This is a genomic window from Bacillus sp. N6, from assembly GCF_052805735.1.
Map to the genome: position 1 here is coordinate 3,260,197 of NZ_CM127843.1, position 15,064 is coordinate 3,275,260.

General features: G+C 39.0%; 13 protein-coding genes, 1 pseudogene, 1 riboswitch and 1 other annotated feature. Of the genes and pseudogenes, 5 read left to right on the top strand and 9 right to left on the bottom strand.

Annotation, left to right across the window (positions count from 1 at the left end):
• Positions 1-52: 52 nt before the first annotated feature.
• The 3 genes from ACUXVC_RS16790 to ACUXVC_RS16800 form a co-directional block, all read right to left on the bottom strand.
• On the bottom strand, positions 53-1,519 hold the full coding sequence (locus ACUXVC_RS16790; protein ID WP_446025776.1) for an RNA-guided endonuclease InsQ/TnpB family protein: 1,467 nt from the start codon (positions 1,517-1,519) through the stop codon (positions 53-55).
• A 315-nt stretch (positions 1,520-1,834) separates the two neighbouring features.
• Positions 1,835-2,398: a maltose O-acetyltransferase gene (locus ACUXVC_RS16795; RefSeq protein WP_000845630.1), complete on the bottom strand. Its 564-nt coding sequence runs from the start codon at positions 2,396-2,398 to the stop codon at positions 1,835-1,837.
• Positions 2,399-2,608: 210 nt separating this feature from the next.
• The gene (locus ACUXVC_RS16800; protein WP_095690482.1) at positions 2,609-3,607 is read right to left on the bottom strand and encodes a tryptophan--tRNA ligase; all 999 of its coding nucleotides are present in this window, start codon (positions 3,605-3,607) and stop codon (positions 2,609-2,611) included.
• A gap of 43 nt (positions 3,608-3,650) precedes the next feature.
• Positions 3,651-3,858, bottom strand: a binding site (T-box leader).
• A gap of 138 nt (positions 3,859-3,996) precedes the next feature.
• Between ACUXVC_RS16800 and ACUXVC_RS16805 the strand changes: the two genes are divergently transcribed.
• Complete coding sequence (locus ACUXVC_RS16805) at positions 3,997-5,154, top strand: 1-deoxy-D-xylulose-5-phosphate reductoisomerase (protein ID WP_000241788.1); 1,158 nt, start codon at positions 3,997-3,999, stop codon at positions 5,152-5,154.
• 29 nt (positions 5,155-5,183) lie between these two features.
• Here the strand turns inward: ACUXVC_RS16805 and ACUXVC_RS16810 are convergent, their stop codons facing one another.
• Both ACUXVC_RS16810 and ACUXVC_RS16815 read right to left on the bottom strand, forming a co-directional pair.
• Positions 5,184-6,305 carry an AI-2E family transporter gene (locus ACUXVC_RS16810; protein WP_053563951.1) on the bottom strand — a complete coding sequence of 374 codons (1,122 nt, stop codon included), beginning with the start codon at positions 6,303-6,305 and terminating at the stop codon, positions 5,184-5,186.
• A gap of 63 nt (positions 6,306-6,368) precedes the next feature.
• Entirely contained in the window at positions 6,369-6,617 is a 249-nt protein-coding gene (locus tag ACUXVC_RS16815) for a GlsB/YeaQ/YmgE family stress response membrane protein (protein WP_069355969.1), read from the bottom strand.
• A 209-nt stretch (positions 6,618-6,826) separates the two neighbouring features.
• Between ACUXVC_RS16815 and ACUXVC_RS16820 the strand changes: the two genes are divergently transcribed.
• Together ACUXVC_RS16820 and ACUXVC_RS16825 are read left to right on the top strand one after the other, a co-directional pair.
• Positions 6,827-7,288, top strand: a complete 462-nt coding sequence (locus tag ACUXVC_RS16820; RefSeq protein ID WP_000601232.1) for a GNAT family N-acetyltransferase — start codon at positions 6,827-6,829, stop codon at positions 7,286-7,288.
• A gap of 38 nt (positions 7,289-7,326) precedes the next feature.
• Positions 7,327-7,469, top strand: a riboswitch (cyclic di-AMP (ydaO/yuaA leader).
• A gap of 96 nt (positions 7,470-7,565) precedes the next feature.
• Positions 7,566-7,709, top strand: a complete 144-nt coding sequence (locus tag ACUXVC_RS16825) for a hypothetical protein (RefSeq protein ID WP_000945243.1) — start codon at positions 7,566-7,568, stop codon at positions 7,707-7,709.
• A gap of 73 nt (positions 7,710-7,782) precedes the next feature.
• Here ACUXVC_RS16825 and ACUXVC_RS16830 read toward each other — a convergent pair whose 3' ends face one another.
• The 4 genes and pseudogenes from ACUXVC_RS16830 to ACUXVC_RS16845 form a co-directional block, all read right to left on the bottom strand.
• On the bottom strand, positions 7,783-10,296 hold the full coding sequence (locus ACUXVC_RS16830; RefSeq protein ID WP_340783238.1) for a BC_3345 family exosporium-associated protein: 2,514 nt from the start codon (positions 10,294-10,296) through the stop codon (positions 7,783-7,785).
• A gap of 20 nt (positions 10,297-10,316) precedes the next feature.
• The gene (locus tag ACUXVC_RS16835; RefSeq protein WP_446025777.1) at positions 10,317-12,821 is read right to left on the bottom strand and encodes a collagen-like protein; all 2,505 of its coding nucleotides are present in this window, start codon (positions 12,819-12,821) and stop codon (positions 10,317-10,319) included.
• A gap of 142 nt (positions 12,822-12,963) precedes the next feature.
• Positions 12,964-13,086 (bottom strand): annotated as a pseudogene (locus ACUXVC_RS16840) (ubiquinone biosynthesis protein UbiE); the annotation flags it as partial.
• Positions 13,087-13,128: 42 nt separating this feature from the next.
• Positions 13,129-14,043, bottom strand: a complete 915-nt coding sequence (locus ACUXVC_RS16845; RefSeq protein ID WP_098126970.1) for a tetratricopeptide repeat protein — start codon at positions 14,041-14,043, stop codon at positions 13,129-13,131.
• 299 nt (positions 14,044-14,342) lie between these two features.
• Here ACUXVC_RS16845 and ACUXVC_RS16850 point away from each other — a divergent pair, with 299 nt between their 5' ends.
• On the top strand, positions 14,343-14,720 hold the full coding sequence (locus ACUXVC_RS16850; protein WP_000728046.1) for a hypothetical protein: 378 nt from the start codon (positions 14,343-14,345) through the stop codon (positions 14,718-14,720).
• Positions 14,721-14,795: 75 nt separating this feature from the next.
• Positions 14,796-15,035 carry a DUF3923 family protein gene (locus tag ACUXVC_RS16855; RefSeq protein WP_000747681.1) on the top strand — a complete coding sequence of 80 codons (240 nt, stop codon included), beginning with the start codon at positions 14,796-14,798 and terminating at the stop codon, positions 15,033-15,035.
• Positions 15,036-15,064 lie beyond the last annotated feature (29 nt).

A 15,064-nucleotide genomic window follows, 5' to 3' on the forward strand; every position in this document is an offset into this window, starting at 1 on the left:
GAACACTCCCCCACTTAGCAAAGCTTGAAGTGGGGGTTTCTAACGTTTCGACCTAACGGACGATTAACGTCAGGGGAGTTAACACATTAGCGAGCTGTTTCACGCTTAACCCCTCTATCCCATTTGTCCATGCATTTGGGATTACTTTTCGTAAAATGTTAGCCGCAGCATTTACATCTGCATGAATTAAAGTTTTATTTGCTGAACGATATATGCCGCGCTTTATTCGTTTTCCTGAAAAAGTTGTATTTTGGTCATTTTCTCCATACGTTGGAATGAAGTCGTTATCCAGAAAACTTGCTTTCGATGTATATGATTCTTCAGTTACAACAACTTGAATGCCTACAGCATTTGCTTTGTATGTAATCATTTGAATCAGTAAATTATGCGGGATATGACAAAACGATTGGTTATTTCTTTTTCCCATATTCGTTTCTTGTTTCCAACTTTTGTTTTGACCAATAACGATTTTACAAACTTCTTCTTGAGCTAGTTTTACGATATGGTGACTAACTTTATGGAAGACGTCTTTTATTTTCAAGTAACGTTTTTGATGAAGTTTTTCTATCCTTTTAGAAGTAAAAGGTCCTTCATTCGTTTGTTTTCTATTTCTAAGAATGCTTGTAAAATGACTCTTCATTTTGTTGTAATATTGATTTATGCTTTTGATATGTTTGCCCTTAACAAGGACAGGTTTCATACCTGTGTTTGTTACGATGGTTGCAAGGTTATCAATCCCTAAATCAATACTCATATAACGAGCATTCTCTTCAATCATTTGTTGTTCAGAAGGAACATCAATTACCAATTCCACTACATATTCATTGTATTTTGGAATCACACGAACTTGTTTCAGTTTACCCTCAGTGAAACCTAGTTTCCCAATATTTAATTGCAATTTCGTCTTTGGAAACTTTAAAAATCTACCGTTTTTAATGATGCAATCTTGGTTTGTATACAGAATCTCTTTTTCAGAAGAACGAATATACTTTGGAATCCTAGGCGTTCCAGCATATTTGTTTGGATTCTTTTTATAGTCTTTTAAACTAGCAAAAAAAGATTTCCAATTTTGGAACAAACCCTTCATGATTGACTGGCTACATTGCGTAGGCAAAGCTCGATAATCATTTTGAATCATAGCCTTAAATAGTGCATCTAGAAAGTTGTAATCTACATAAGGTTTTTCAAAATTAGGTTCTGAAAACAAATTACATGTAATCTCTTTCTGTTCTTCTTTAGGCTTTAATTTCTCTTTTTCCAATTTCTTCTGATAGGCAAGAAGTTGTGTGTCATTCATCTTATCAATATTTTTATGAATATTATCCAAAACTTCTTTTTGCAAAGGCTGCAACTCTTTTTCTTGTGTTAATCCAGTGTACACCTGGCGTATATAAAAGTTTGTGGTGTTGTACATGTTCTTAGCGTTATGACAACATTCTTGAAAATAAGAATACATACGATGCCCTTTTTTAATCCAAATTTGAAGAGTTTTATAGTTTGACGGATTTTCCTTTGTCATTTTATTCACCTCCTTGTTAAGGATATTACAGCAAAACAGAACGTATGTTTCTATTGTTTTCTTGAAAATAAAATATTTCTTTCGATTCACCTCACCACCTTCACTTACGTTTAGAGGTGGGAGTCCTCTCGAAAGGCATGATAGAAACTTACAGCAAACGAGAAAACCGGCAAAACAAATACGAAAAAGAGCGTTTCAAGAAGTAAGTAATGTCTTCGTACGATTTTCCGTACTATTTTTCTTTATATGAAACATCTTTCACCTTTTCTATACGATACGACATCTGTTTATTCATGCACTCATAAAAAACGATTTCTATAAGTCTATCGTTTTAATAACTTTAGCTGGGTTTCCACCAACAACTACATTATTAGGTACATCTTTTGTCACAACTGCCCCTGAAGCAATTACAACATTATCTCCAATTGAAATACCAGGGTTAATAATAGCGCCTCCGCCAACCCAGACATTGTTACCTATCTTTACCGGTTTTCCATATTCTTTGCCAGAGTTTCGTTCCACCGGATGTAATGGATGAGTAGCAGTATAAATGTGAACACCAGGTGCAAACATACAATTATCACCGATTCGAACTTCACAAACGTCCAAAATCACACAATTGAAATTTGCGAAAAAGCTCTTTCCAACATGAATATTGTAGCCGTAATCACAACGAAAATCAGGATTAATTTGTGCTTTCCCATCAGTTGAAGAACCTAAAAGCTGATTTAATAACGTAAAACGCCTCTCATCTCCTGTCTCCATCGCCTCGTTATAAAGGCGTGTTAAACGTTTTGCCTCCACCCTATCAGCCACCAATTCTTCGTCATCCGCAATATACATTTCTCCTGCCACCATCTTTTCTTTCTCCGTTTTCATACATTCATCTCCTTTTTTATTGAATGAGATTCACTTATTAAACACCTTTAATAAGTGCCTTTAATTAAACTTATTAAACAAGTTTAATAAGTAACCTTATATTAGCATACTTTTTCATATATGCAACTAATAAGTTCGGAAAAGAAGTGCGAACTCCTTGCTCTATGTATCGATATGAAGAATAATTGATATCGAAAAACGAGGGAACGCTCAGCGCCCCCTCTTAAATCCAATCCGTTTTTTAATTTCCACTAAATTTATCTTCGCGATTTTTCTTGCTCGCTCAGCACCTTTTTCTAAAGCTTCGTATAATAAATTCGGCTCATTCATATACATAGTATATTTCTCCCGAGGTCCAGCTAACTCACGATCTACAACGCGAAATAACTCTTTTTTCACATCGCCCCATCCGATTCCAGTCTCATACTTTTCACGCATCGACTGTATTTCATCTTCCATCGCAAACTCTTTATATATCATAAATAATGTTTCTAATTCTTTCGGTTCATTTGGAAGTGAAGAATCTGTTTTGATTTTAAATATTAACTTTCGTAGTTTTTCTTTCTCTGCAAATAATGGGATCACATTCCCGTAACTTTTACTCATCTTTCTTCCATCAAGTCCTGGTAATATTGCTCCTTCTTCTTGCACTACATACTCCGGAAGTGTAAATGTCGTGCCTAATGTATGATTAAAATACGTCGCAATATCACGTACAATTTCAATATGCTGAATTTGATCTTTCCCAACTGGTACATGAGTAGCTTGAAATAGTAATATATCCGCCGCCATTAAAATCGGATACGTATATAATCCCATATTCACTCCTGCATCTACCTCTAAACCCGCTTCTTTATTTTGCTCCACCTTCGCTTTATACGCATGAGCACGGTTCATAAGACCTTTCGGAGTTAGGCAAGCTAAAATCCAAGCTAATTCTAGAATCTCCGATACTTCTGTTTGCCGATAAAAAACAACATCTTCCCCAAGTCCAAGCGATAACCAAGTAGCTGCTACCTCTTTCGTATAACTGCTGAACTTCTCTGGATCATGAACAGCATTTAATGCATGATAATCAGCTATAAAGTACAATGCTTTTCCTTCATTATTCTTTGACATTTGTAATGCAGGTTTAATCGCACCAATATAATTTCCTAAATGCGGATAACCTGTCGGCTTAATTCCTGTTAACATTATTTTTTCACTCACACTAACTCCTCCTTTCTCAAAATAAAAAGAGCCTCTCATCCTTAAAAAGGACGAGAGGCTCCCGCGGTACCACCTTAATTAGCTATCATTAGCTCACTTCATACTTCAATAACGTGAAGTAACCGTCTTTACCTACTCATTTCAGTTAGCAGCTCCAGAGCCCATTCCATATTCATCCCTTACTGATTTCCACCACACATCAGCTCTCTAAAAAGTTTCGAATATGTACTCTTCTCTTTCATTGCTTTTTCGTTATTTTTTACAGTTTATCACATTTCACTTCCAAACAAACCCTAATTTTCTATTTTATATAGCAGGAATTTCCACTTCAATTGTCTAATGTTATATAGGTTTGCAGAAATATTCGAAACAACTTTGGAGGTTTTTTCATGGTAAAATATATATCAATTTTAGGTTCAACAGGATCCATCGGCACATCTGCATTAGATGTCGTTTCAGCTCATCCTGAACATTTTAAAATCGTCGGTTTAACCGCAAATTATAATATCGATCTTCTTGAGCAACAAATCAAAACGTTTCAACCTCGTATTGTAAGCGTTGCGACAAAAGACTTAGCAGACAAGCTTCGTACGCGTATTTCAGCAAATACAAAAATCACACACGGGACTGATGGCTTAATTGCAGTAGCTACTCACCCTGATTCAAATCTTGTATTAAGCTCTGTTGTAGGTGTTTCAGGATTACTCCCAACAATTGAGGCATTAAAAGCGAAGAAAGATATCGCTATTGCTAATAAAGAAACTTTGGTTGCAGCTGGACATATCGTAACTGAACTAGCGCAACAAAACGGATGTCGCTTAATTCCAGTAGATAGTGAGCATTCAGCTATTTTCCAATGTTTAAACGGCGAAAATAATAAAGAGATTGAGAAGTTAATTGTAACAGCTTCCGGTGGTGCTTTTCGTGATAAAACACGTGAAGAAATGCAAACATTACAAGCTAAGGACGCTTTAAAACATCCAAACTGGTTAATGGGTGCAAAACTAACGATTGATTCTGCCACATTAATGAATAAAGGCTTTGAAGTAATGGAAGCGAGATGGCTATTTGATATTCCGTATGAAAAAATTGATGTAATGATTCATAAAGAAAGTATCATTCATTCTTTAGTAGAATTTATTGATGGATCAGTTATGGCACAGCTCGGTGCTCCTGATATGAGAATGCCGATTCAATATGCGTTTCACTATCCTACTCGGCTACCTTCTTCCTATGAAAAATTAAATTTATTAGAAATCGGTAGTTTACATTTTGAAAAACCAGATTTAGAGAAGTTCCCTTGTCTACAATACGCATATGAATGTGGCAAAATCGGTGGTACTACTCCCGCTGTATTAAATGCAGCAAATGAAATTGCGAATGCACTATACTTAAAAAATGAAATTGCCTTTTTCGATATTGAAAAAACAATTTACAAAACAGTTGAAGCTCATCATAATGTAAAAGATCCTTCACTTGATGCTATATTGGAAGCGGATCAATGGGCGCGCCAATATGCAAATGAATTGTTAATAAAAAAGAGCTAAAACAGTTCCCACTGTTTTAGCTCTTTTTTTCATGTATTCAACTTAACAAATCTATAACCGTGTGTAACTAACACTTTTAATATCGCATATCCTGGAATGGCTAAAATAATGCCCATAATCCCGAATAAGTTTCCGGCAGTTAAAATGATAAATATGATTGTAATTGGGTGAATATCTAACTTCTTACCCATAACTTGCGGAGAAATAAATTTACCTTCTGCTAATTGTACAACCATCATTACAATAATTACCTTTAAAACCATCCCTGGCGAATCAATAAACGCAATAATTAACGCTGGTGTAATTGCGATAATTGGTCCTACGTACGGAACGATATTTACAATCATCGCTAAAATAGCGAGTAGTACTGCATATTTAATACCGATAATAAGGTAACCGATTAATAGCATAATACCGATAAACAAGCTAACTATAATTTGCCCTCTAATGTACGAACTAATCGCATAATGCATATCATCTAATATTCTCATTGCTGCTGGTTGTCTTTGCTCTGAAATAAACTTTAAAAAGTGATTCGGCAATTGCTCACCATCTTTTAAAAGATAGAACAATATAAATGGAACCATTACAAATGTTAAAACAACCTCTGTAACAGTACTCAAAAATCCAGTTACATTCCCAGTTACTGATGATAATGACTTTGTAAAATCAACTGTGTAGTCTTTTACCATATTCGCAACATTAATATTTAAATTCTCCTGAATTTTACCGAGTAAATTACTTTCCCCGAATCTACGTGCTGCTTGTTCAATCTCATGGCCAAAATACGGTAAGTTATCAATTAATGCATCAATTTGATCTTTAATAATAGGGATAACCGTTACAACTAAAAATACAAATAACCCTAGTACGATTAAATATATGGAAGCTATCGATACGATTCTTGAAACACCTTTCTTTTCTAAAAGCGAAACGAATGGATGCAAAATATAAAATAGCACGCCTGCTAATAGTACTGGGAAGAAAATTGTTTTTAAAAATACGATAAACGGTGTAAAAACAAATGATATTTTTGTTAGCAATAAAATATTAATGAACAATAACGCAAATCCAAGTAATACCGCCAAATAATTTTGTTCTCTAAAAAACTTTCTTAACTTATCTCTTTTTCTTATATTTATTTTCTCCAATGAAACCACCTCTTCGAATGATGAAAAGCCCTTATTCAGGGCTCTTCATCATAATCTATATCTCTATTTCCTTGCAGCTTTCACTACAAATGATACAATAATAATTAACACGATTGCACCTAATAATGCCGGCACGACATGAATCCCACCAAATGATGGCCCAAAGGATCCAAATAATCTACCACCTAACGAAGCACCTAATAAACCTGCGATAATATTTCCGAACATACCACCTGGGAAATTTTTACCCGTTATAGAACTAGCAATTGCACCTATAATAGCACCAACTATTAATGTGATAATCCATCCCATTTTTAGTCCTCCATTTCTATTATAGTTTGTATGATTCAATACAAACATATGTATTTATCATTGCTAATCATATTTCACTATAGAAATATATTTACTACTATTTTACATATGGAGATACATATATTATATGCAAAAAAGAAAAATATTGTCAAACTCACCCATAAAGCAATTATATTCATATACCATATTTAAAGGAGGCTTCATTATCTATGATTCTTAAGTTAAATTCCACTTCTTTTGAAGTAGCAACATCCATTTTACAGGTTCAAATTCCAGCTTATAAAGTTGAAGCAGACTATTTAAATAGTACTGCCATACCTCGTTTATATGATACTGTAAACGATATTCAAAGTTGTGTTGAAACATTCTATGGATATTTTTCTGAAAATAAACTTGTCGGTTTTATTTCTTTTGTACAAGAAGAAAAATTAATCGATATCCACAGGTTAGTTGTATCGCCCGATTTTTTCCAAAAAGGAATCGCAACGAAACTCCTAATTTATATATTTAACATGTTCCCTTCTTCTATGACATATATTGTACAAACGGGTAAAGCGAATACCCCTGCTATTACTTTATATAAAAAACACGGATTCATTACAGTATCAGATACAATACTTCCTGACGGTATGATTCTTACGCAATTAAAAAAGACAGAATACACAAAATAATTTGACTTGTTCGCTCCTTTATGTTATTTTTTACTTTATAAAACCTTTTGCTGAGTCCAAATTTTGGAGCGGGGGAACCATTTTTGTAGCTATGCTACTTGGGGCGAATCTTTTTTAAGTAGGGAAACTCTCACTTCCCGAGTCCGACAGCTAACCTCGTAAGCGTAATGGGAGAGGAAGGTGCTTTTTGCCTATGTTACACATTTTGCCTCCTTAATTATAAATATGGGATCGATATCAAATAGTCACCTATATTTATAGAAAAGGAGAATGTATTATGTTACGTTTATCTGATCACGCAATAAAAATGATGGAGCAAAGACTCCGAATTGAAAAACAACGCACATATCAAGCAAATAAAGTTGTAGATAACTTACATCACAAATACTTCTTTCAGCATATTTTTCAACCGAAAAGATGAAGAAAATGTTTATTTAATATTAAAAAACACAAGGTGTGTCTTACAAAGACATTCCTTGTGTTTTTTATATTCTTTATAAAATTCTCACTACATTTAAGCTTGCTGTAATCGCACCTGCTATAGTAGTCACATGCCCTACACCTAACGGGCCATTTTGTAATATTAATGTTGAATTGGCACTCGTCACATTCACAAGAAGTGTATTTGAAATGGCTGGTTCGATTACTACAGTTGATGTCGTTACGTTTTGTATAAAACTCCCTGTTAGTTGCGTTCCATTTAATAGCAATCTAACAGATACTGTCTCATTCCCCCCATTTGCATCCCCTTGAAAATAGTAGCTTACTAAATATATTCCTGGCGTCGCTACTGTGACTGTCGTAGCACTAGTTAAAGATACACCAGTGCCATATACAGTGGACCCTGAATTAATTGGAATGTTGGCATTTGCAGCAATTGTACTTGTTGATGTAGAAAAGAAATATCCGCCACCTGTCGATATAGCAGATGATCCGGTTGCTCCTGTCAAGCCAGTTGGACCCGTGGCACCTGTTGGACCCGTTTCCCCCGTTCCCCCTGTTGCTCCAGTTATTCCTTGTATGCCTTGTATTCCGGTCGGTCCAGTTGCACCAGTCACTCCCGTCTGACCTGTTGCTCCCGCCTGACCCGTTACACCTTGTGGACCTTGGATTCCCTGTGGACCTTGTGGACCAGTTGCTCCAGTCGGGCCGGTTGCTCCAGTCGGACCCGTTATCCCCTGTGGACCTTGGATTCCTTGTGGACCTTGTGAGCCCGTTGCTCCTGTCTCTCCAGTTGCTCCCGTCTGCCCTGTTACTCCTTGTGGTCCTTGAATTCCTTGGGGACCTTGAGGACCCGTTACTCCAGTTGGACCTGTTGCTCCAGTTGCTCCGGTTGGTCCCGTCGAACCGGTTACCCCTTGAATTCCTTGCGGTCCAGTTGGGCCGGTTGGACCTATAGGCCCTTGGATTCCTTGGATTCCTTGAATGCCTTGTGGACCGGTTGGGCCTTGTAGACCTTGTATGCCTTGAATTCCTTGTGGTCCTGTTGCCCCTGTTGGACCAGTTGGCCCCTCTGGACCTTGCACTCCTTGAATTCCAGTCGAACCGGTTGGACCTATATTTCCTTGAGGTCCCTGTATGCCTTGAATTCCTTGTGGACCGGTTGGGCCTGTTATGCCGCTCAGCCCTTGTACTCCTTGGATTCCTTGGGGTCCAGTTGGTCCCTGTATGCCTTGAATCCCTTGTAACCCCTGTAAACCAGTTGGACCCGTTGCTCCCCTTACGCCTTGCTCACCTTGTATGCCTTGAATTCCTTGTGGGCCGGTTGGACCGATTGGCCCCTGTACCCCTTGCACACCTTGCGGACCGGTTGGGCCTGTTGCCCCTACCGGTCCCTGTATCCCTTGTAAACCTTGTAGACCGGTTGGGCCTGTTACTCCCATTACACCTTGAGGTCCTTGAATACCTTGATCACCCGTTGGACCAGTTGCCCCAATTGGTCCCTGCACTCCTTGCAAACCTGTTAAACCTGTTGCTCCAGTTGGTCCCTGTACTCCTTGCACTCCTTGAATTCCAGTCGCTCCCGTTGCTCCGGTCGCCCCTGTTGCCCCTGTTGCTCCCGTCGGACCTGTTGGGCCTCCTGGTGATCCTGCTGGACCTGTTGGACCTGTCGGGCCTCCCGGTGGCCCCGTTGGACCTGTTGCTCCCGTCGGACCTGTTGCAGAACCAGTCGGACCAGTTATCCCAGTTGCTCCTGTCGGGCCTGTTGGACCGGGATCACCTTGTAAACCAGTTGGGCCTGTTGGACCGATTTCACCTTGCACTCCTTGAATTCCTTGAGATCCTGTTGGACCGACCTGCCCCATCTCACCTTGTGGACCTTGTAAACCTTGGACCCCAGTTACCCCTGTTGGTCCCATTGGACCTTGTTCTCCTTGAATTCCTTGAGATCCTGTTGGACCTGTCGGGCCAATTGGTCCCTGAATACCTTGTATACCTATTACCCCTTGTAAACCACTACTCCCTAAATTCCCTTGAACACCTTGTATACCCGTATTTCCAGTTGGTCCCGTTGGACCGATTTCACCTTGTACTCCTTGTATACCTTGTATTCCTGTTGGACCTGTTAACCCGATTTCACCTTGCATTCCTTGTATACCTTGTATTCCTGTTGGGCCTGTTGGACCTATTGGGCCAGGAATTCCTTGTATCCCTTGAATACCAGTTGGACCAGTCGGACCTCTTTCACCTTGAATTCCTTGAACACCTTGTATTCCCTGTGGCCCTCGTTCTCCCATAGGTCCTTGATTACCTTGAGAACCTTGTGGTCCAGTTAAACCCGTTGGGCCTGTTGGACCATTTTCTCCCTGCACCCCTTGCACTCCTTGTATTCCTTGAGGACCAGTTGGACCGATTGGACCTTGTACGCCTTGTATTCCTTGTGGTCCAGTCGGTCCACCTAAAGCACCGGTTGGACCGGTTGGTCCAGTGGGCCCCGTAATACCTGGCGGTGGAAAAGGAATAGGTGCTTGAAACTTACTACACTTATCTTGATTCTTCACAAGCATCTCCTCCCGTTTGTAACGCATCAAACTATTTGTAATATGTTTAAGCTAGCTGTTATTACTCCTGCTAATGTCGTTACATGCCCAATAGCTAATGGACCATTTTGTAATGACAAGGTGGAATTTGAAGAAGTAACTTGAATTATCATCGTATTAGAAATCGCTGGTTCCAATAAAAAACCTGCTGTAACATAAAAAATAAAACTCCCTGCGACTTGTGTTCCGTTTAACGTCAGCCTTACTGAAATCGTTTCATTCCCACTAGTTGGATCACCTTGAAAATAATAACTTACTAAATATATTCCCGGCGTACTCAACGTTACAGTTGTTGCACTTGTTAAACTAATTCCTGATCCAAAAATTGTAGAACCAGAATTGATTGGTATTAGCGCATTCGCTGCAATTGCACTCGTTGCAGTGGAAAAGAAATAACCGCCCCCACTAGGTAAACCAGTCGCTCCAGTCGCTCCTACTATTCCCGAGAAGCCTATTGCTCCTACGCTACCAGTTGCACCTGTAGGTCCAACCGCTCCGTTTTGCCCCTGACTACCTTGCGCTCCAACTGGTCCTATACTACCACTAGCACCTGTCACTCCACTTGCTCCAGTTGGGCCTTGCAAACCTTGAACTCCTTGTATACCTTGTATTCCTTGCGGACCCGTTGCACCTGTATTGCCTGTCGTTCCCGTTATTCCTTGTATTCCCGTAATCCCTTGCTCTCCTTGCACTCCTTGTGGTCCAGTTGCCCCGGTTGCTCCAGTAGCCCCAGTTTCACCCGTTGCACCTGTAATTCCAACATTTCCTTGTGGACCTTGGGGCCCTTGACTACCTTGTGCCCCTTGGACTCCTTGAAGTCCTGTTATACCAATTTCCCCTGTATTTCCTTGGGGGCCTCTAATTCCTTGTGCTCCTGTTGGACCGATAATTCCTTGCACACCTTGTATTCCTTGCACTCCTTGAGCTCCTGTTGGACCCGTTATTCCTTGTATTCCTTGAGGACCTTGCAAACCAATAGCTCCAGTCGGTCCTATTATTCCTTGCACTCCTTGAGAACCTTGGGCACCTTGTGTACCTGTCAATCCGGTAGTCCCTTGTATTCCTTGAACCCCTTGAGGACCTTGTGTTCCAGCTGCTCCTGTCTCCCCTTGAATTCCTTGAACTCCTTGTATACCTTGTGCTCCTGCAGGACCGGTTACTCCTCGGATTCCTTGTGCACCTTGAGTTCCTTCCACTCCTGTAACACCAACTGGACCGGATACGCCTTGTATTCCCACCATTCCTTGTGCTCCTGTTGGACCTATTACACCTTGAATACCTTGAATACCTTTAGGACCTTCTGCACCTGTTGGACCAGTTACTCCCAGCGGACCTTGTATTCCTTGAGAACCTTCTGCACCTGTTGGACCTGTTATACCTTGGTTACCTTGAGGACCTTGTGCACCTTGTACTCCAACTGCTCCAACTACACCTTGGGAACCTTGCGCTCCCCTTACACCTTGATGACCTGTTGGACCGGTTATACCTTGCACTCCTTGCGCTCCAATTGGTCCTATCTCTCCGCTTACACCTGTTGAACCAGTCGCTCCCGTTGGACCTGGTGGACCTCCTGGTGGACCTGGTGGACCTGATGGACCAGTCACTCCACTAGATGGACCAATTGGACCGGTTGTTCCCGTCGGACCGCCCGGTGGTCCTTCTAAGCCTTGAATACCAATACTACCCGTCGCTCCCGTTATACCTCTTATTCCCTTTATCCCTTGAAAGCCTGTTGCTCCCGTTATACCTTGTATTCCTTGCACACCTTGTGGGCCTTGTAAACCTATTGCACCTGTTATCCCCTTTATTCCACTTATCCCTTGAGCACCTTGTATTCCAGTAGAACCAGTTGGACCCACTTCACCTTGTATTCCTTGAGCTCCTTGTGGCCCTTCCTCTCCAGTAATTCCTTGTATCCCTTGGAGGCCGTCTTCTCCTTGTATACCAATAGCCCCTTGCTCTCCTTGTATTCCTTGAACACCTTGAGGACCTTGTGGACCAGTTACACCCGAGACTCCAGTTATGCCTCTCTCTCCCTGCATTCCTTGTGCTCCCGTTTGTCCTCGCTCACCTATTTCCCCTTGTATTCCTTGTGTGCCTTGTATACCTTGACTACCAGCAGGACCCGTAGCTCCTTGTATTCCTTCTAATCCTTGTACTCCAATATCACCAATTAAACCTTGGTTTCCAATTAATCCTTGAGCACCTTGGAGACCAGTTGGGCCAGTTATACCTTGCTCTCCTGTATCACCAATAGCTCCTTGTATTCCTTGTGCTCCTGTTGTCCCTCGGGGACCTTGTATCCCCCTGATACCTTGAGGACCTTGGGGCCCAGTTGCTCCCGTCGGTCCAGTCACCCCTGTAGGACCAACAGGACCTTCATGCCCTCCAGTTGGACCGATTGGACCACTATTACCTGTCGGACCAGTTGCTCCTATAAGTGGAAGAGGCAGTGCCACTCCGAATTTTTTGCAATTTCTATGATGACGCACAACAATCCCCCTCCCCAAAAATAATTACACTTTTTATATGAAATGCATTTTTATAACAAAAGTACACATTTAACCTCAATTTTATTAAAATAAAGAAGCCTATCATTTGTTTGAAATGATAGGCTTCTTTTATAAAAACAGTTTACTTTCTAGCTTTCATAATAAAAGTAGTTGGCACCATCCTAGCTTTATATAAAGAATAATATTTCGTAGACAGCTCAGTTAGTTCTTCATCAAACGAGCTCGATGGTTCAGGCTCTTCTATTAATAAAAAGATTCGACCATCATATGTGACAGTCGAATCTTTTTATTTTTCATATTCAAGGTGATTATGTCTTTTACAACCAAATAAATAGCAAGCCCCTATATAATCAGTTTCAAACTCTAATCCTGGAACGTATCCAGATTTGATACGTTCTACCATTGTTTTATAACAATTATTCTCTTCTGTATATTCCTCAATTAACTCTTTCTTATCATTTTCTGTCCAGTTTTCTTCTACTTCTTCATTCTGAACATCTTCTATTTCTGCTGTTTTCGCTTCGATAGATTCCCGTATAACTTCATTTATATGGGAGAAATTATTCGTTTTATATAGAGCATACACAAACCTACCAATCCAATTAGGACTTTTCCAGCATTCTTTATATCCCTTTTCGAACCATTCAATTGCTTCTTTATAGCAATTCAACTCAACATATAAATCTGCTACATTAATTTCCCCTAAAAAATTATCAGATTCCCTGTTAAAAGTATCTAACTTCTCTTTTGCTTCTGTCGTTCGTTCTAAATCAATTAAACATTTTACATAGCTATACATGATATAGTCCGAATCCCCTGCAACTCGCAAGAAAAATTCTGAAGCTTTTTCCAACTCTCCAAGGTTATAATGCGCTACAGCTACATTATGATATGCTTCATCTGATGGTTGAATCGAAATAGACTTTTGTAATGCTTCTTTCGCTTCTGTCCATTTTTCTTGTTTCATGTAAATGTCCCCTAAGATGTTATAAGGAAAGTATGAAGAAGGATTCAACTTAACAACTTCTCTTATTAATTCAAGAGCTTTATCATCATTCTCTTCCTCATAAAAGTACATCCAGGCAAGATTATTGAGAGATTGTACGTCTCTAGATTCATGTACTGCTTGTTGAAACAGTTCCATTGCTTCCTCATATTTATTTTGTTCAAACATTTCAATTGCCTTCTCATTAATGTTCAAATAACTACCTCCGAAGTAAATGAATTCATCTATTCCCTATCATTATAGTAAAATGTAAAAATTATAATTTCTATAAAAAAATTTCTTTTTCTCGTCTACATTTCGATTGAAATAGCAGCTAAAACACACGAATTTACAATAATAAGTAAACTTTCAATCTCCCTTAAATTGGATATACAGCCTGTATCATTTTACATATTATGGTACAATCGAAAGGGATGCTCACTAAACGTTTACATAAAACACTAGCAGTCTAACAATACCAAAATCAAAAATCACATAGAATCGGAGGGTATGTCATGAAAAAGAAATTACTTGTTCTTCTATTCACTGGAATCATATTATCAGGATGCTCAACTATAGCAGAGAATTCTTTAGAAAGCGGGAAAGGCAGTATGGAATTATTAACACCAACGATCACAGCAAAAGACAATGAATTAGAAATTAAAACTAAAGGCATTGATGAAAATAAAGTAACTTTTATTTATGTTGCTAATAAAAAAGTGTTGGAACAAAAACTAAAAAATGGTGAATCCTACAAACTTAACATTAAAGATATCGAACACGCTCATAGGACGGACTACAAACCAAAAGTTCAACTTTTACAAACGAAAGACGATGATGATGATGGAGAAATAGTAACCTTCAAACAAGTTAGATATACAGTTAAAAACTGATTTTAAAGTTGTTTCATTATAAATGTAACAAAAGAAAATATACTTTTAACAGTAGATAAATGTAGGGGTGCTAACATGAAAAAACGATGGATTTCTTGGTGGATTGGTAACATATTTTGGATTATCGTTTTTGGAATATGGGCCGCTATTATTTGGCTACGAGATGTTGATGGTGCTGGTGTTATTCAAACACCTGAAATTAAATCAATATCACTTATCGTTTTATTAATCACGTTTATCATACCGGTATTTTTTCAAATTATATGGCTAATCATTAATTTGAGAATGAGTAAAAAACATAATTATACGATTTAGTTTTTTTGAATTAACAGATGAATATTTTT